Origin of the sequence: Shinella pollutisoli (assembly GCF_024609765.1) — a bacterium.
Lineage (GTDB): Bacteria > Pseudomonadota > Alphaproteobacteria > Rhizobiales > Rhizobiaceae > Shinella > Shinella pollutisoli.
In genome coordinates this window covers 72,765-90,005 of sequence record NZ_JANFDG010000019.1, presented here as the reverse complement: position 1 = coordinate 90,005, position 17,241 = coordinate 72,765, and the positions used below count along the sequence as shown (strand labels likewise).

Annotated in this window: 14 protein-coding genes; 8 read left to right on the top strand and 6 right to left on the bottom strand. The window is 68.7% G+C overall.

From position 1 onward, the window contains the following. Positions 1-119: 119 nt before the first annotated feature. From gcl to NNZ72_RS16270, 4 genes are all read left to right on the top strand, one after another. Complete coding sequence (gene gcl, locus NNZ72_RS16285; RefSeq protein WP_257316443.1) at positions 120-1,904, top strand: glyoxylate carboligase; 1,785 nt, start codon at positions 120-122, stop codon at positions 1,902-1,904. Positions 1,905-1,915: 11 nt separating this feature from the next. Continuing rightward, a complete protein-coding gene (gene hyi, locus NNZ72_RS16280) occupies positions 1,916-2,728 on the top strand; it encodes a hydroxypyruvate isomerase (RefSeq protein WP_257316442.1) in 813 nt (270 codons plus the stop codon). Positions 2,729-2,732: 4 nt separating this feature from the next. Continuing rightward, positions 2,733-3,617 carry a 2-hydroxy-3-oxopropionate reductase gene (gene glxR / locus NNZ72_RS16275; RefSeq protein WP_257316440.1) on the top strand — a complete coding sequence of 295 codons (885 nt, stop codon included), beginning with the start codon at positions 2,733-2,735 and terminating at the stop codon, positions 3,615-3,617. 118 nt (positions 3,618-3,735) lie between these two features. Further along, entirely contained in the window at positions 3,736-5,010 is a 1,275-nt protein-coding gene (locus NNZ72_RS16270) for a glycerate kinase type-2 family protein (protein WP_257316439.1), read from the top strand. Between the two features lie 50 nt (positions 5,011-5,060). Here the strand turns inward: NNZ72_RS16270 and NNZ72_RS16265 are convergent, their stop codons facing one another. The 6 genes from NNZ72_RS16265 to mepA all read right to left on the bottom strand — a co-directional run bounded on the left by NNZ72_RS16265 (position 5,061) and on the right by mepA (position 11,221). Further along, positions 5,061-5,696, bottom strand: a complete 636-nt coding sequence (locus tag NNZ72_RS16265; RefSeq protein ID WP_257316438.1) for a 2,3-bisphosphoglycerate-dependent phosphoglycerate mutase — start codon at positions 5,694-5,696, stop codon at positions 5,061-5,063. A gap of 26 nt (positions 5,697-5,722) precedes the next feature. Beyond that, complete coding sequence (dapB, locus tag NNZ72_RS16260) at positions 5,723-6,541, bottom strand: 4-hydroxy-tetrahydrodipicolinate reductase (RefSeq protein ID WP_257316437.1); 819 nt, start codon at positions 6,539-6,541, stop codon at positions 5,723-5,725. A gap of 22 nt (positions 6,542-6,563) precedes the next feature. Beyond that, positions 6,564-8,348 carry an ABC transporter ATP-binding protein gene (locus NNZ72_RS16255; RefSeq protein ID WP_257316436.1) on the bottom strand — a complete coding sequence of 595 codons (1,785 nt, stop codon included), beginning with the start codon at positions 8,346-8,348 and terminating at the stop codon, positions 6,564-6,566. Between the two features lie 77 nt (positions 8,349-8,425). Continuing rightward, positions 8,426-9,451: a glucokinase gene (locus tag NNZ72_RS16250; RefSeq protein WP_257316435.1), complete on the bottom strand. Its 1,026-nt coding sequence runs from the start codon at positions 9,449-9,451 to the stop codon at positions 8,426-8,428. Positions 9,452-9,516: 65 nt separating this feature from the next. Continuing rightward, a complete protein-coding gene (locus NNZ72_RS16245) occupies positions 9,517-9,909 on the bottom strand; it encodes a methylglyoxal synthase (protein ID WP_257316434.1) in 393 nt (130 codons plus the stop codon). A 253-nt stretch (positions 9,910-10,162) separates the two neighbouring features. Continuing rightward, the gene (gene mepA, locus NNZ72_RS16240; RefSeq protein ID WP_371747770.1) at positions 10,163-11,221 is read right to left on the bottom strand and encodes a penicillin-insensitive murein endopeptidase; all 1,059 of its coding nucleotides are present in this window, start codon (positions 11,219-11,221) and stop codon (positions 10,163-10,165) included. Between the two features lie 186 nt (positions 11,222-11,407). On the opposite strand from mepA, the gene NNZ72_RS16235 reads away from it, so the two are divergent. The 4 genes from NNZ72_RS16235 to NNZ72_RS16220 all read left to right on the top strand — a co-directional run bounded on the left by NNZ72_RS16235 (position 11,408) and on the right by NNZ72_RS16220 (position 17,229). Then, complete coding sequence (locus tag NNZ72_RS16235) at positions 11,408-13,252, top strand: extracellular solute-binding protein (protein WP_257316433.1); 1,845 nt, start codon at positions 11,408-11,410, stop codon at positions 13,250-13,252. Positions 13,253-13,373: 121 nt separating this feature from the next. Further along, on the top strand, positions 13,374-14,453 hold the full coding sequence (locus NNZ72_RS16230; RefSeq protein WP_257316432.1) for a microcin C ABC transporter permease YejB: 1,080 nt from the start codon (positions 13,374-13,376) through the stop codon (positions 14,451-14,453). Then, positions 14,453-15,592 (top strand): ABC transporter permease, encoded by a 1,140-nt coding sequence (locus tag NNZ72_RS16225; protein WP_257316431.1) that lies wholly within the window; start codon positions 14,453-14,455, stop codon positions 15,590-15,592. Before NNZ72_RS16230 ends, NNZ72_RS16225 begins: the two co-directional genes overlap by 1 nt. Next, the gene (locus tag NNZ72_RS16220; protein ID WP_257316430.1) at positions 15,589-17,229 is read left to right on the top strand and encodes an ABC transporter ATP-binding protein; all 1,641 of its coding nucleotides are present in this window, start codon (positions 15,589-15,591) and stop codon (positions 17,227-17,229) included. Before NNZ72_RS16225 ends, NNZ72_RS16220 begins: the two co-directional genes overlap by 4 nt. Positions 17,230-17,241: the final 12 nt, after the last annotated feature.

Below are 17,241 nucleotides of genomic sequence, written 5' to 3'. Positions count from 1 at the left end.
ATTGTTCCAGTTTCGTTGAAGATGTTTATTTCCACATGATGGGATTGATTTCCATTTTTCTGTTGTCTCGGATGCGGGATGCGCTACCCTTCCATTCGAACGACGACGGAGGAAAGCCAATGGCGAAGATGCGTGCTGTCGATGCGGCGGTGCTGGTCCTGGAGAAGGAAGGCGTCGACTGCGCCTTCGGGGTCCCGGGTGCCGCAATCAATCCCTTCTATTCCGCGCTGAAGGCGCGCGGGTCGATCCGCCATATCCTCGCCCGCCACGTCGAGGGCGCGAGCCACATGGCGGAGGGCTACACGCGGGCGAAGGCCGGCAATATCGGGGTGTGCATCGGCACCTCCGGCCCGGCCGGCACCGACATGATCACCGGCCTCTACTCGGCCTCGGCCGATTCGGTCCCGATCCTCTGCATCACCGGCCAGGCGCCCCGCGCCCGGCTCGACAAGGAGGACTTCCAGGCCGTCGACATCGCGGCGATCGCCGGCCCCGTCACCAAATGGGCCGTCACCGTCATGGAGCCGGCGCTGGTGCCCTTCGTCTTCCAGAAGGCGTTCCACACCATGCGCTCCGGCCGGCCCGGCCCGGTGCTGGTCGACCTGCCGGTCGACGTCCAGCTCGCCGAGATCGAGTTCGACATCGACACCTATGCGCCGCTTGAGCCCTACAAGCCCAAGGCGACCCGTGCGCAGGCGGAGAAGGCGCTCGCCATGCTGAACGCGGCCGAGCGGCCGCTGATCGTCGCCGGCGGCGGCATCGTCAATGCGGATGCCTCCGACCTGCTCGTCGAATTCGCCGAGATCACCGGCGTGCCGGTCGTCCCGACGCTGATGGGCTGGGGAACGATCCCCGACGACCATCCGCTGATGGCCGGCATGTGCGGGCTGCAGACCTCGCACCGCTACGGCAACGCGACGCTGCTCGCCGCCGACGTCGTGCTCGGCATCGGCAACCGCTGGGCGAACCGCCACACCGGCAACGTCGCGACCTATACGAAGGACAGGACCTTCGTCCATGTCGATATCGAGCCGACGCAGATCGGCCGCGTCTTCGCCCCGGATCTCGGCATCGTCTCGGATGCGGGCGCGGCGCTAAAACTCTTCCTCGACGTCGCGACGGAGTGGAAGACGGCGGGGAAACTGCGCGACTGGTCGGGCTGGGCGGAGGAATGCCGCGCCCGCAAGCGCACCATGCTGCGCAAGACCCATTACGACCAGGTGCCGCTGAAGCCGCAGCGCGTCTACGAGGAGATGAACAAGGCCTTCGGCCGCGACACCTGCTACGTCTCGACCATCGGCCTCAGCCAGATCGCCGCCGCGCAGTTCCTGCATGTCTACAGGCCGCGCAACTGGATCAATTGCGGCCAGGCCGGACCGCTCGGCTGGACGCTTCCCGCGGCGCTCGGCGTGCGCGCGGCCGATCCGGACCGGCCGATCGTGGCGCTCTCCGGCGACTACGACTTCCAGTTCATGATCGAGGAGCTCGCCGTCGGCGCGCAGCACCGGCTGCCCTACCTGCACGTGGTCGTGAACAATTCCTATCTCGGCCTGATCCGCCAGGCGCAGCGCGGCTTCGACATGGATTTCGAGGTGAGCCTTGCCTTCGACAACGTCAACGCTTCGGGCGACGCGGAGAAGAGCTACGGCGTCGATCATGTCGCGGTCGCGGAAGGCCTCGGCTGCAAGGCGATCCGGGTGCGGCGGCCGGAGGAGTTCGCGGATGCCTTCGCCCGCGCCGGGGCGCTGATGGCGGAGCATAAGGTGCCGGTCGTCCTCGAATGCATCCTGGAGCGCGTCACCAACATCGCCATGGGCGCCGACATCGACGCGGTCGTGGAATTCGAGGACCTCGCCGAGCACGGCGAGGATGCCCCTACCGCAACGCTCGCGCTGATCGACTGAGGAGGAAGACCATGCCGAAATTCGCGGCCAACCTGACGATGCTCTTCACCGAGGTCCCGTTCCTCGACCGTTTCGCGCTCGCCGCCCGGGCCGGCTTCGAGGGGGTAGAGTATCTCTTCCCCTACGATTTCGAGAAAGAGGCGCTGCGCGAAGCCCTCGACGGGAACGGCCTGGCGCAGGTGCTGCACAACCTGCCGGCCGGCGACTGGGCGGCGGGCGAGCGCGGCATCGCCGTGTTGCCGGACCGGATCGACGAGTTCCGCCGCGGCGTCGGGCAGGCGATCGACTATGCCACCTCGCTCGGCTGCCGGCAGGTCAACTGCCTTGCCGGCATCGCACCGGAGGGCCTGGCGGAGGAGGCGCTGCGCACCACCTTCGTCTCCAACCTCGCCCATGCGGCCGACGCGCTCGGCCGGCACGGCATCCGCCTCCTGATCGAGCCGATCAACCGCTTCGACATCCCTGGCTTCTACCTCGACACGGTGGAGAAGGCCGCGTCGATCATCAAAGAGGTGGGCCACGACAACCTGTTCATCCAGTACGACCTCTACCACCAGCAGCGCACCGGCGGCGAGCTGATCGGCACCTTCGAGCGGCACCGCGACCGGATCGCCCATGTCCAGCTCGCCGACAATCCCGGCCGGCACGAGCCGGGCACGGGCGAGATCGCCTGGCCCTTCGTCTTCGCCACGCTCGACGCGCTCGGCTACGACGGCTGGATCGGCTGCGAATACAAACCGCGCACGACGACGGAGGAAGGGCTCGGCTGGTTCGCCGCCGGCCGGCCGGCGAAGGGCGCCGACGTCATCAGGATCAGGAGCTAGGACCATGGCAACAATCGGATTCATCGGGCTCGGCATCATGGGCACGCCGATGGCGCGCCACCTGCAGGAGGCCGGCCACGCCGTCGTCACCTCCCGGCACAGGCGCCCGCCGGCCGCGGACCTCCTCGACCGCGGCCTGACGGTCGTCGAGACGCCGAGGGCGGTGGCGGAGGCGGCCGAGACGATCATCCTGATGCTGCCGGACACGCCGGAGGTGAAGGACGTGCTGTTCGGCGAGAACGGCGTCGCCTACGGGCCTGCCCCCGGCAGGCTCGTGATCGACATGAGCTCGATCTCGCCGATCGAGACGAAGGACTTCGCGAAGAAGGTGCGTGCGACGGGGGCCGACTACATCGACGCGCCGGTCTCCGGCGGCGAGGTCGGCGCCCGCAACGCCACGCTCTCGATCATGGCCGGCGGCTCGCAGGAAAGCTTCGACCGGGCGCTGCCGCTCCTCCAGCTGATGGGCAAGAACATCACGCTCGTCGGCGACTGCGGCGACGGCCAGGTGACGAAGGTGGCGAACCAGATCATCGTCGCGCTCACCATCGAGGCGGTCTCCGAGGCGCTGGTCTTCGCCTCCAAGGCCGGCGCGGATCCCGCCCGGGTGCGCGCGGCGCTGATGGGCGGCTTCGCCTCCTCGCGAATCCTGGAGGTGCACGGCGAGCGGATGATCAAGCGGACCTTCGATCCGGGCTTCCGCATCGCGCTGCACCAGAAGGACCTCAACCTCGCGCTGCAGGGGGCGCGGGCGCTCGGCGTCGCGCTGCCCAACACCGCCTCGACACAGGAACTCTTCAACCTCTGCGCCGCCAACGGCGACAGCGGGCTCGACCATTCCGGTCTCGTCAGGGCGCTCGAGCGCATGGCGAACCACGCCGTCGCATGACGGCGCGGGCCGGGCAGGGAGGGGAGCCCTGCCCGGCCATCCCTTGCGCTCGACGCTTGCCCGTAGCAAAACAGCGGAAAGGCCCTTCGGGGCCTTCCGTCGCATCGAGAGGACCCCCATGCCCGCCATCGCAGATCCGCGCCCCTTCCTGGAGACGCTCTTCCACGCCGCCGTCGACGCCGCCGACCCGGAGAAGGTGCTCGCCGCCCACCTGCCGGAGAAGCCGAAGGGACGGACCATCGTCGTCGGCGCCGGCAAGGGCGCGGCGCAGATGGCGCGGGCCTTCGAGCGCCTGTGGGACGGGCCGCTCGAAGGCGCCGTCGTCACCCGCTACGGCTATGCCGTGCCCTGCGAGCGCATCGAGGTGCTCGAAGCCTCCCATCCGGTGCCGGACGGGAACGGCCTTGCCGCCACCCGGCGGCTGATGGAGACCGTCTCGGGGCTGACGGAGGACGACCTCGTCGTCGCGCTCGTCTGCGGCGGCGGTTCGGCGCTGCTGCCCGCCCCGCCCGAGGGGCTGACGCTGGACGACGAGATCGCCGTCAACAAGGCGCTGCTCGCCTCCGGCGCGCCGATCTCCGCCATGAACGCCGTGCGCAAGCAGGTCTCGCGCATCAAGGGCGGCCGGCTCGCCGCGCTTGCCCATCCGGCCCGCGTCGTCTCGCTCGTCGTCTCCGACATTCCCGGCGACGATCCCGCGCTCGTCGCCTCCGGCCCGACCATCCCGGATGCGAGCACGCGCGCCGATGCGCTGCGCCTCATCGAGCGCTACCGGCTCGACCTGCCCGAGGCGGTGATGCGCCATATCCGCGAGGGCGGCGAGGACGCGCCCGCGCCGAACGATCCGGTCTTCGCGCGCAACGAGGTCCGCCTCGTCGCCTCCGCCGCCGTCTCGCTGGAGGCGGCCGCCGGCGTCGCCCGCCGCGAGGGCGTGGAGGCGGTCATCCTGTCGGATGCGATCGAGGGGGAGGCGGCCGAGGTCGGCCGGGTGCATGCGGCGATCGCCGCGGAGGTCGCAAGGCGCGACCGGCCGTTCGGCAAGCCGGTCGTCATCCTCTCGGGCGGCGAGACGACGGTGACCGTGAAGGGCAAGGGCAAGGGCGGACGCAACGGCGAGTTCCTGCTCGCCTTCGCCACGGCCGTCGACGGTGTCGCGGGGATTTCGGCGCTCGCGGCCGACACCGACGGCATCGACGGCTCCGAGGACAATGCCGGCGCCTTCGCCGACGGCGGCAGCGTCGTGCGGCTCGCCGGCAAGGGCCTCGACGCCGCCGCCTTCCTCGCCCGCAACGACAGCTGGACCGCCTTCGACGCGCTCGGCGACCTCTTCGTCCCCGGCCCGACCGGCACCAACGTCAACGATTTCCGCGCGATCCTGGTGCAGGAGCCGTAACGAAGAAGCCCCGGCAAGCCGGGGCTTTCCCGATGGCAGATGTCCGGCGCTCAATGCGCTCCGGACATGTCCCCCAGCACCTCCTTGGAGGCGACGGTGGAGTCGGCCTTCAGCCTGTAGACCATCGGCACGCCGGTCGCGAGGTTGAGCTTGAGGATCTCCTCCTTCGTCATCCGGTCGAGCACCATCACCAGCGAGCGCAGCGAATTGCCGTGGGCGGCGACGAGCACGTTCTCGCCGCGCAGCACGCGCGGCAGGATGTCGGTGAGGTAGTAGGGCCAGACGCGCGCGCCGGTATCGCGCAGGCTCTCGCCGCCCGGCGGCGGCACGTCGTAGGAGCGACGCCAGATATGCACCTGCTCCTCGCCCCACTTGGCGCGGGCGTCGTCCTTGTTGAGGCCGGAGAGGTCGCCGTAGTCGCGCTCGTTCAGCGCCTGGTCGCGGATCGTCTCGAGGCCCGGCTGGCCGATCTCGTCGAGGATGATCGAAAGCGTCTTCTGCGCGCGCGAAAGCACGGAGGTGAAGGCGATGTCGAACCTGAGGCCGTAGTCGGCGAGCGCCTTGCCGCCGGTCTTCGCCTCCTCGATGCCGAGCTCGGTGAGGCCCGGATCGCGCCAGCCGGTGAAGAGGTTCTTCAGGTTCCATTCGCTCTGGCCGTGGCGAACGAGGACGAGGGTTCCGCTCATGAAAAGTCTCCCGCTGTGTCTGTCAGTCAGTTGAGCCCGAGCACGTCGAGCATGGAATAGAGGCCGGGCTTCCTGTCGCGCGCCCACAGCGCCGCCTGCACCGCGCCGCGCGCGAAGATCGAACGGTCGGTGGCGCTGTGCGAGAGCGTCACCGTCTCGCCTTCGCCGGCGATCAGCACCGAGTGCTCGCCGACGACGGAGCCGCCGCGCAGCGTGGCGAAGCCGATGGCGCCGGCCGGCCGCGGGCCCGTGTGGCCGTCGCGCACGCGCACGGAATGCTCGGCGAGCGCGATGCCGCGGCCCCTGGCCGCCGCCTGCCCGAGCAGCAGCGCCGTGCCCGAGGGCGCGTCGACCTTGTGGCGGTGGTGCATCTCCAGCACCTCGATGTCCCAGTCCTGCGGCCCGAGCGCGCGTGCCGCCGTCTCGGCCAGCACGCCGAGCAGGTTGACGCCGAGGCTCATGTTGCCGGACTTGACGATGCGGGCGTGGCGGGCGGCGGCCCTGATCCTCTCCTCGTCCGCCTCCGAGCAGCCGGTGGTGCCGATGACGTGGACGATGCGCGCCTGCGCGGCGAGGCCGGAGAATTCGACGGTCGCGGCGGGCGTGGTGAAGTCGAGCACGCCTTCCGCCTCGACGAAGGCTTCGAGCGGCTTGTCGGTGACGGCGACGCCGATCGGGCCGAGGCCGGCAATCTCGCCGGCATCGCGGCCGACGAAGGGCGAGCCCTCGCGCTCGACGGCGGCGAAGACCTCCGCCCCCGCGATCGCGTGGATCGTGCGGATCAGCGTCTGGCCCATGCGGCCGGCGGCTCCCACCACGACCAGTTTCATTGCCTTGCCGCTCATGTCATGTCCTGTCCGGATTGAATCACTTGCCCGAAGGGGCCTGGAGATTGTGGAGGCGAGCGTAAAGGCCGTTCGGCCGGCCGGCAAGCGCCTCATGCGTGCCCTCCTCGACCACCTGGCCCGCCTGCATGACGATGATCTTGTCGGCGCGCACGACCGTCGAGAGCCGGTGGGCGATGACGATGACGGTGCGCCCGCTCATCGCCTCGTCGAGCGCCTTCTGCACGGCCTGCTCGGACTCGGTGTCGAGCGCGGACGTCGCCTCGTCGAGGAGCAGGATCGGCGCGCCCCGCACCAGCGCGCGGGCGATCGACAGCCGCTGACGCTGGCCGCCGGAGAGCGTCACGCCGTTCTCGCCGACGGGCGTGTCGTAGCCGAGCGGCTGGGCGAGGATGAAGTCGTGCGCATAGGCGTGGCGTGCCGCCTCCTCGATCTCGGCGTCCGTCGCGTCCGGGCGGCCGTAGCGGATGTTGTCGCGGATCGTGCCCTCGAAGAGGTAGGGCTGCTGCGAGACATAGGCGATGGCGTTCCTGAGCGAGCGCTTGGTGACATGGGCGATGTCCTGCCCGTCGATCAGGATCTCGCCCGCCACCGGGTCGTGGAAGCGCGGGATGAGGCCGATCACCGTCGACTTGCCGGCACCCGACGGGCCGACCAGCGCCGTCGTCCTGCCGCCCTCGGCGGTGAAGCTCACCCCCTTGAGGATGTCCTCGCCTTCCGAATAGCCGAAGCGGACGCCGCGGAAGACGACCTTCGCCTCGCCGACCGTCAGCGGCCTGGCGTCCGGCCGGTCGGGCTGGCGCGGCTCGAGGTCGAGGATCTCGTAGATCATCCGCGCGTTGACCACGGCGCGCTCCAGCGAGACCTGCAGGCGGGCGAGCCGCTTGGCCGGGTCGTAGGCCATCAGGAGCGCGGCGACGAAGGAGAAGAAGGCGCCCGGCAGCACGCCGCCGTAGATCGAGCGGTAGGCGGCATAGGCGAGCACGCTGGAGATGGCGAAGCCCGCGAAGGTCTCCGTCATCGGCGCGGTGCGCTCGGACAGCCGGGCGATGCGGTTGGAGCGGCTCTCGGCGCGGGCGATGATGCCCTCGACCTTCTCCTTCAGCTGCGCCTCCATCGTGAAGGCCTTGACGATGGCGATGCCCTGGATCGTCTCCTGCATGGCGCCGAGCACGTGGCTGTTGAGCTCGATCGATTCGCGCGTGGCGCTCCGCAGCCGGCGCGAGACGTAGCGCAGGCCGATCAGCAGCGGCGGCGCCAGCACGAAGACGAGGATCGTCAGCAGCCAGTCCTTGGAGAACATCACGCCGATCAGCGCGACGAGCGTCAGGAAGTCGCGGGCGACCGAGGTGACGGTCATGTTCAGCACGTCGCGGATGCCGGTGACGTTCTGGTTGATCTGGGCGGCGAGATAGGCCGAGCGCGACTCGCTGAAGAAGCCGACCGACAGCGACATGAGGTGCGAGTAGAGCCGGCGCTGGTAGCGGGCGACGATGTTGTTGCCGATCTTCGACAGCGTCACCGCCTGGCCGTAGGTGGCAAAACCCCTGAGCAGGAAGGCGATGAAGATCGCCGCGCAGATGACGAGGACGAGGTCGGCCCGCTTGTTGGCGAAGGCCTCGTTGATCACCGATTCCATGATCCAGGCGCTGAAGGCCGTCGTTGCGGCGACGATGGCGAGGCAGGCGATGGCGAAGACGTAGCCGCCGAGGTGGTCCCGGCCGTTCTCGGCGATGACGCGCTTCAGCACCGTGGCGACGGTGTCGGAGCTGACGTGCGGGCGTTCTTTTCGACTCTTGTCGGCCAATGATGACTTTCCTCGGGCGGCCCAATGGCTGTGCCCGCTCTATAGGGTCTAGCCCCGCCTTTGGCTACTGCGCGGCCTCACCTTTTCCAGCGGCGTCCCTCCGTTGCAACACCGAAGCGCTCGGGCATGCGGGCGAAGGCGGCGAGGCCGACGAGGGCGGCGACGGGATGGGTGACGACGTAGGTCGGGATCGATCTCAGGAGCGCGGTATGCGGCGCCTTGTCCTCGAAGGCGGCGCGGAATTCCGGCCCGCGCAGCGCCGGCAGGATCTTCTGCGAGATGCCGCCGGCGAGATAGACGCCGCCCTTGGCCATGAAGATCATGGCGATGTCGCCGGCCACGCGGCCGAGATAGGTGGAAAACAGCGCGATCGTCTCGATCGCCGCCCGGTCCTCCTGGGCGAGCGCCCTGGCCGTCACGTCGGCCGGCGTCGCGAGCACGGGGTCGTCGCCGTCCGCCGCCGAGACGGCGCGGTAGATGTTCATGATGCCGCGCCCGCACAGAAGCTGCTCGGCCGAGATGCGGCCCTCGATCGGTTCCAGGAACGGCCAGATCTGGTAGTCGCGCTCCGTGCGCGGGCCCATGTCGACATGGCCGCCCTCGCCGGGGACCGGGAACCAGGCGTGGCGGGCGTGCACGAGGCCGGCGACGCCGAGGCCGGTGCCGGGTCCGAGCACGGCGCGCGAGGCGGCGGGCCGCTCCCCGCCGCCGCCGATCTTCTCGCGGTCGGTGTCGGAAAGGGAGGCGATGGCGAGCGCCTGCGCCTCGAAGTCGTTGACGAGCACCACGTCCTCGAAGCCGAGCTTCCCGATCATGTCGCGCGGGCGCACGACCCAGGGGCAGTTGGTGAGCGGCACCTCGTCGCCCTCGATCGGGCCGGCGAGCGCCAGGATCGCCGAGCGCGGCTGCACGGAGGTCGTGTCGAGGATCGAGCGCTGCAGCGCCTCGTCGATATTGGCGAAGTCGGCCGTCTTGACGATCGGGAAGGATCTCGGCTCGGCGAAGGCGTCGACGAGCAGCGCGAAGCGCGCATTGGTGCCGCCGATGTCGCCGATGAGGATGGGGAAGGGAAGGTTCGTGTCGCTGTCGCTCGGCCTGGCCATGGGCTCTTCCGTCTCCTGTCGCTGCCTCTGTCCCGCTTTCCGCCTATCGCCGCCGGCCGCCGCCGTCAATCGGAGACAAGGGCGGCGGCGAGGGCGATGAGGTGCTCGGCCGTCGCCCGGTTGAGCGCCATCGGGATGTCGTAGACGATCGCGAGCCGCATCAGCGCCTTCACGTCGACGTCGTGCGGCATCGGGGTGAGCGGATCGACGAAGAAGATGAGGACGTCCACCTCGCCGGTGGCGATCAGCGCGCCGATCTGCTGGTCGCCGCCGAGCGGGCCGCTCTTCAGCCGCGTCACGTCGAGGCCGGGACAGGCCTCCAGCACCCGGCCGCCGGTCGTGCCGGTGGCGACGATGCGGGCGCCGGACAGGAGCGCCTCGTTGCGCTTCGCGAAGGCCGCCATGTCGTCCTTCTTCTCGTCATGCGCGATGAGCGCGATGCATTTCCGGCGCGACATGGGGGCTCCCGCTGATGGATGGCGGATTTAAATCGATTTGAAGGAGCTATACAGAAAAGGCGGGGCGTTGGTAAGGCCCGCGGCCGGGCGGCGCGAGGCCCCGCTGCCTCTCATCCGGCCTGCCGGCCACCTTCTCCCCGCAAGCGGGGAGAAGGAAATTTGCCGCGCCGTTTCCCGAACCACTACCGTTTCGCAGGGCGGGTCCCCTCTTCCTGCCTGCGTAGGTGCCAGGCTTGCCTCGGGGACCTGCCGCCTACTGGAACGGCCGCGGGATCGGGATCGGCACGATCGCCGGCAGCGCCGAGGCGTCGGCGGCGATGACCGCCTCGATGGACTGGCCGCCGGCATTGCCCGCGTCGCTGAAGGCGAGCGCCGCACCCGCGCCGCCGCGCCAGGTCACGGCCTGCTCGGAGGCGGGCGACGGGCCGGCGAGCACGACGGTGCAGGCCTTCGGCAGGTCGGAGAGCATGACGTGGTGCGGCTTGACGGGCTTGGCGTCCTTCTTCGGCTTGGGCTTCGCCCAGGGCTCGCTGGTGAACCACCAGGCGAGCGACTTGTCGCAGCCGTCGCCGGCCGGCACGGCGGCCTGCGGCTTGCAGCCGGCGGCGCCCGGCGGGCACTTGATGCGGATGTGGAAATGCTCGTCGTGGCCGTAGATCGGCCGGACCTTGCCGAGCAGCCCGCGGTCGCCCGCCCAGGTGTCGCAGAGCTTCTTCTTGATCGCCGGGTTGACGAAGACGCGCTCGACCTCCGGATAGCTCGCCGCCTTCATGACGAGGCGGGCATGTGTCGGCGTCCAGCGCTTCGAATCGACGGTGAGGAACCTGCTCTTGTCGAGCATGGAGGTGAAGGGCAGCCTCTCGCGCTCCTCGGCCGACAGCCGCCGGTCGGGCATCGGCGTGAACCAGATGTCGGCGTCGAGCCCGACCTGGTGCGAGGCGTGGCCGGAAAGCATCGGCCCGCCGCGCGGCTGCGAGATGTCGCCGAGCAGCAGTCCCGGCCAGCCGAGCGCGCGGGCATCCTCGGAGAAGCGTTCGAGGAGCGCGATCATCTGCGGGTGGCCCCAGCGCCGGTTGCGCGACAGCCGCATCGCCTGCCAGGCGGGCCCGTCCGTCGGGATCGCGACGGCCCCGGCGATGCAGCCCTTCGCATAGGAGCCGTAGGGCCGGGTGTCCATGCGCGCGGGCAGGCGCTTGGCGGCGAAGAGCTCCTTGGCGGGGCGCTCGTCGGCGGCGGACGGGTCGGTCAGCGCGGCAAGCGCAAGGGCTGCGGCGGCAAGGCAGAGGGTGAGGCGGGAAAGCTTGGGGCGCAACGGCGGCCTCCGGTCTGAAAATCGAAATCGTTGCGAAAGGCTAGACGGCGATCCTTTCGCGGAGGTGAATCGCACCGGCGAAAAGGAGCCGCAAAAACAAGCCGCTTTGATGGCAGGCCTGTCCTTTGCCGCCGTTTCGCCTATTCTTGCCGGCAGGATCGGCGAAGGACAGCGAAGGGACCCGGCATGAAGGAAGCGCTTCGGAAACTCTTGTGCGGCATGGCGGCTGCGGCCTTCGCCCTGCTGCCGGCGGGGATCGCCCATGCCCAGGAGGCGCCGAAATGGCGCATCGGCGTCGCCACCGTCGGCGACCTCAAGCATCCGGACGGCTTCGACCATTTCGACTATGTCGACCCGCAAGCGCCCAAGGGCGGCGAGCTGAAGCTCTCCTCCACCGGCACCTTCGACACGTTCAACCCGGTGCTCGCCAAGGGCGAGACGGCCGACGGGCTCAGCCACGTCTTCGACACGCTGATGAAATCGGCCGACGACGAGATCACCGCCTCCTACGGCCTGCTCGCCGAAGGCGTCTCCTACCCGGACGACATTTCCGAGGCGACCTTCCGGCTGCGCGCCGAGGCGAAATGGGCGGACGGCGAGCCGGTGACGCCGGAGGACGTCATCTTCAGCTTCGACATGGCCAAGGAGCACAATCCGCTCTTCACCAACTACTACAAGCACGTTATCTCGGCGGAGAAGACCGGCGAGCGCGACGTCACCTTCCGCTTCGACGAGACAAACAACCGCGAGCTGCCGCAGATCCTCGGCCAGTTCGCCGTGCTGCCGAAGCACTGGTGGGAGGGGACGGACGCCAAGGGCAACAGGCGCGACATCTCCCGCACGACGCTGGAGCCGGTGATGGGCTCCGGCCCCTACCGCATCGCCGGCTTCCAGGCGGGCGCGACCATCCGCTACGAGCTGCGCGACGACTACTGGGGCAGGGACCTCAACGTAAACGTCGGCCAGAACAATTTCGGCGCGATCACCTATACCTATTTCGGCGACAGGAACGTCGAGTTCGAGGCCTTCCGCGCCGGCAACGTCGACTACTGGTACGAGAACGTCGCGGCGCGCTGGGCGACCGGCTACGACTTTCCCGCCGTCAAGGACGGCCGCGTGATCCGCGAGGAGGTGGAGAACCCCTTCCGCGCCACCGGCGTCATGCAGGCGCTGGTGCCGAACATGCGCCGGGAGAAGTTCAAGGACCAGCGCGTGCGCGAGGCGCTGAACTACGCCTTCGACTTCGAGGAGGGCAACCGCACCGTCGCCTTCGACGCGCACACCCGCGTCGACAGCTTCTTCTGGGGCACGGAGCTCGCCTCCTCCGGCCTGCCGGAGGGCCGCGAGCTGGAGATCCTGAACGAGGTGAAGGACAAGGTGCCGGAGGCGGTCTTCACCACGCCCTATACCAATCCGGTCGCCGGCAATCCGCAGAAGGCGCGCGACAACCTGCGCAAGGCGCTGGAGCTGATGAAGGCGGCGGGCTGGGAGCTCAAGGGCAACCGCCTCGTCAACGCCAAGACGGGCGAGCCGTTCCGTTTCGAGATCCTGCTCTCCAGCGCCACGCTGGAGCGGTGGGCCGTGCCCTACGCGCAGAACCTGCGCAAGATCGGCATCGAGGCGAGCGTGCGCACCGTCGACGCCTCGCAATATACCAACCGCACCCGCAGCTTCGACTACGACATGACCTGGGTCGTCTGGGCGCAGAGCCTCAACCCCGGCAACGAGCAGGGCGACTACTGGGGCTCCGAATCGGTCGCCCGCGAGGGCTCGAAGAACTATGCCGGCATTTCCGATCCGGCCGTCGACGCGCTGATCCGCAAGGTGATCTTCGCCAGGGACCGCGAAGACCTCGTGGCGGCGACCAAGGCGCTCGACCGGGTGCTGCTCGCCAACCACTATGTCGTGCCGCTGTTCTACGCCCGCGCCGCGCGGCTTGCCTACTGGAACCGCATCGCCCATCCGAAGGAGCTGCCCTACTACGGCACCGGCTTCCCGGACGTCTGGTGGTCGACGACCGCCGGAAAATGAGCGGGGGCTTGCGCACCGCCGCGTCCTCGGCTCCATATGGGCGGGAACGAATCACGGCGGAAGGATCGGGCTTGAACGGCTGGAGACCGAAGCGGCGGACGGCGCCGGCGAGGAGACCCTGATGGGCGCCTATATCCTGCGCCGCATCCTGCTGATGATCCCGACCATCCTCGGCATCATGGCGATCTCCTTCGCCATCGTGCAGTTCGCGCCGGGCGGACCGGTCGAGCAGGTGATCTCCGACCTCACCAACCAGGGCGCGGGCGACCGGCTCTCCGGCGGCGGCGACCTGCTCTCGACCGGCATGGAGGACGGCGGCACCTATCGCGGCGCGCGCGGCCTCGACCCGGAATTCATCGCCAAGCTGGAGAAGCAGTTCGGCTTCGACAAGCCGCCGCTCGAGCGCTTCGTGACGATGATGTGGGACTATCTGCGCTTCGATTTCGGCGAGAGCTTCTTCCGCAACATCTCCGTCGTCGACCTGATCGTCCAGAAGATGCCGGTGTCGATCTCGCTCGGCGTGTGGATCCTCGTCTTTTCCTACGCGATCTCGATCCCGCTCGGCATCCGCAAGGCGGTGAAGGACGGATCGGCCTTCGACGTGTGGACCTCCGGCGTCATCATCGTCGGCTATGCGGTGCCGAGCTTCCTGTTCGGCATCCTGCTGATCGTGCTCTTCGCCGGCGGCTCCTTCCTCGACTGGTTCCCGCTGCGCGGCATCGTCTCGGACAATTTCTCCGCCCTCTCCTGGTGGCAGAAGCCGCTCGACTACATGTGGCACATGACGCTGCCGCTGATCACGCTCCTGCTGTCGGCCTTCGCCACGACGACGCTGCTCACCAAGAATTCCTTCATCGACGAGATCAAGAAGCAATATGTGACGACGGCGCGCGCCAAGGGGCTGACGGAGCGGCAGGTGCTCTACGGCCACGTCTTCCGCAACGCGATGCTGATCATCATCGCCGGCTTTCCCGGCGCCTTCATCTCCGCTTTCTTCACCGGTTCGCTTCTGATCGAGTACATCTTCTCGCTCGACGGGCTCGGGAGGCTCGGCTACGACGCCATCGTCCGGCGCGACTATCCGGTGGTCTTCGCCACGCTCTACATCTTCTCGCTGATGGGCCTCGTCGTCAGCCTGATCTCCGACCTCGTCTATACCTGGGTCGACCCGCGCATCGACTTCGAGCGGAGGGACGTCTGATGAGCGCCGTCGCCGGCCTCGAACCCGTCGCGCCGCCCCGCAAGGGCCTGCTGTCGCCGACCAACCGGCGGCGCTGGGAGAATTTCTGCGCCAACCGGCGCGGCTTCTGGTCGCTGTGGATCTTCCTCGTGCTCTTCGGCCTCAGCCTCGGCGCCGAGTTCATCGCCAACGACAAGCCGGTTCTCGCCTCCTACAAGGGCGAGCTCCTGTTTCCCGTCGTCGTGAACTATCCGGAGGAGAAGTTCGGCGGCTTCCTCGCCGAAACCGACTACCGCTCCGATTTCATCCGGCAGGAGATCGAAGCAAACGGCTGGATGATCTGGCCGCCGATCCGCTATTCCTACCAGACGACCAATTCCAACGTGCCCCATTCCGCGCCGACGCCGCCCTTCTGGCTGATGACGAAGGAGGAGCGCTGCGCCGGCTATCCGGGCGGGGCGGCCGATCCCGCCTGCCACATCGGCAACCTCAACTGGCTCGGCACCGACGACCAGGCGCGCGACGTGCTCGCCCGCGTCATCTACGGCTTCCGCATCTCCGTGCTGTTCGGGCTGGCGCTCACCATCGCGTCCGCCATCGTCGGCGTGACGGCGGGCGCCGTGCAGGGCTATTTCGGCGGCTGGACGGATCTCCTGATGCAGCGCTTCATCGAGATCTGGTCGTCGATGCCGGTGCTCTACATCCTGCTCATCATCGCCGCGATCCTGCCGCCCGGCTTCTGGATCCTGCTCGGCATCATGCTGCTCTTCTCCTGGGTCGGCTTCGTCGGCGTGGTGCGCGCCGAGTTCCTGCGCGCCCGCAACTTCGAATACGTGAATGCCGCGCGCGCGCTCGGCGTCGGCAACGCGACGATCATGTACCGCCACCTCTTGCCGAACGCGATGGTGGCGACGCTGACCTTCCTGCCCTTCATCCTGTCGGGCTCGATCACCACGCTCACCTCGCTCGACTTCCTCGGCTTCGGCATGCCGCCGGGCTCGCCCTCGCTCGGGGAGCTCATCGCCCAGGGCAAGGAGAACCTGCAGGCCCCCTGGCTCGGGCTCACCGCCTTCGTCATCATGTCGCTGATGCTCTCGCTGCTGATCTTCGTCGGCGAGGCCACCCGCGACGCCTTCGACCCGAGGAAGACCTTCCGGTGAGCGAGATACGGCACGACGTCATCCTCTCGGTCCGCGACCTCTCGGTGGAGTTCCACCAGGGCGGCACGGCGAGCCGCGCCGTCGACGGCGTCTCCTTCGACATCCGCCGCGGCGAGGTGGTGGCGCTGGTCGGCGAATCGGGCTCCGGCAAGTCGGTGACGGCGAACTCGATCCTGAAGCTCCTGCCCTATCCGGCCGCAAGCCATCCCTCCGGAGAGGTCGTCTTCAACGGCCGCGACCTGATGAAGGCGGGCGATGCGGAGCTGCGCCGGGTGCGCGGCAACGACATCACCATGATCTTCCAGGAGCCGATGACCTCGCTCAATCCGCTCCACTCGGTCGAGCGGCAGATCGGCGAGATCCTAGAGCTGCACCAGAAGATCGAGGGGCCGGCCGCGCGGAAGCGGATCCTCGAACTGCTGGAGCAGGTCGGCATCCGCGAGGCGGAGAAGCGGCTTCCCGCCTATCCGCACGAGCTCTCCGGCGGCCAGCGCCAGCGCGTGATGATCGCCATGGCGCTCGCCAACCGTCCGGAACTGCTGATCGCCGACGAGCCGACGACGGCGCTCGACGTCACCGTGCAGGCGCAGATCCTCGCGCTCTTGAAGGGCCTCAAGGAGGAGCACGGCATGTCCATGCTCTTCATCACCCACGACCTCGGCATCGTCCGCAAATTCGCCGACCGGGTCTGCGTGATGACGAAGGGCCGCATCGTCGAGGCGGGGCCGGTCGAGGACATCTTCGGCAATCCGCAGCATGCCTATACCCGACACCTCATCGCCTCCGAGCCGAAGGGCCGGCCGCGCCCGGCCGACGACAGCCAGCCCGTCGTGGTCGAGGCGGAGGACGTGAAGGTCTGGTTCCCGATCAAGGCCGGCTTCCTGCGCCGGGTGGTCGACCACGTGAAGGCGGTCGACGGCATCGATCTCCGGCTGCGCGCCGGCCATACGCTCGGCATCGTCGGCGAATCGGGCTCCGGCAAGACGACGCTCGGTCTGGCGCTGACGCGGCTCATTTCCTCCAAGGGCCGCATCGCCTTCCTCGGGCAGGACATCGCCGGCCGTTCCTTCTCCGAGATGCGGCCCTTGCGCCGGAAGATGCAGATCGTCTTCCAGGACCCCTACGGGTCGCTGTCGCCGCGCATGTCGGTCGCCGACATCGTCGCGGAAGGGCTGAAGGTGCACGAGCCGGCGCTCACCGAGGCCGAGCGCGACCGCCGCGTGGCCGCCGCGCTGGAGGAGACGGGGCTCGACGCCGCGACCCGCTGGCGCTACCCGCACGAATTCTCCGGCGGCCAGCGCCAGCGCATCGCCATTGCCCGCGCGATGGTGCTGAAGCCGGAATTCGTCATGCTCGACGAGCCGACCTCCGCGCTCGACATGAGCGTGCAGGCGCAGGTGGTGGAGCTCCTGCGCGACCTCCAGGCGAAGCACAACCTCGCCTATCTCTTCATCAGCCACGACCTCAAGGTGGTGCGCGCGCTCGCCAACGACATCATCGTCATGCGCGCCGGCCGCGTGGTGGAGAAGGGGCCTGCGTCCCGGATCATCGAGACGCCGGCCGAACCCTACACGAAGGCGCTGATGGCGGCCGCCTTCGATCTCGAAGCCATCCGCGCCGATGCGGTCAGCCAGTAGCAGGATAACGAC

Coding starts and splice junctions, on each gene's coding strand:
- hyi (WP_257316442.1), top strand. CDS start 1,916: ATGCCGAAATTCGCGGCCAACCTGACGATGCTCTTCACCGAGGTCCCG.
- NNZ72_RS16270 (WP_257316439.1), top strand. CDS start 3,736: ATGCCCGCCATCGCAGATCCGCGCCCCTTCCTGGAGACGCTCTTCCAC.
- NNZ72_RS16235 (WP_257316433.1), top strand. CDS start 11,408: ATGAAGGAAGCGCTTCGGAAACTCTTGTGCGGCATGGCGGCTGCGGCC.
- NNZ72_RS16250 (WP_257316435.1), bottom strand. CDS start 9,451: ATGGCCAGGCCGAGCGACAGCGACACGAACCTTCCCTTCCCCATCCTC.
- NNZ72_RS16225 (WP_257316431.1), top strand. CDS start 14,453: ATGAGCGCCGTCGCCGGCCTCGAACCCGTCGCGCCGCCCCGCAAGGGC.
- gcl (WP_257316443.1), top strand. CDS start 120: ATGGCGAAGATGCGTGCTGTCGATGCGGCGGTGCTGGTCCTGGAGAAG.
- NNZ72_RS16265 (WP_257316438.1), bottom strand. CDS start 5,696: ATGAGCGGAACCCTCGTCCTCGTTCGCCACGGCCAGAGCGAATGGAAC.
- NNZ72_RS16245 (WP_257316434.1), bottom strand. CDS start 9,909: ATGTCGCGCCGGAAATGCATCGCGCTCATCGCGCATGACGAGAAGAAG.
- dapB (WP_257316437.1), bottom strand. CDS start 6,541: ATGAGCGGCAAGGCAATGAAACTGGTCGTGGTGGGAGCCGCCGGCCGC.
- glxR (WP_257316440.1), top strand. CDS start 2,733: ATGGCAACAATCGGATTCATCGGGCTCGGCATCATGGGCACGCCGATG.
- NNZ72_RS16230 (WP_257316432.1), top strand. CDS start 13,374: ATGGGCGCCTATATCCTGCGCCGCATCCTGCTGATGATCCCGACCATC.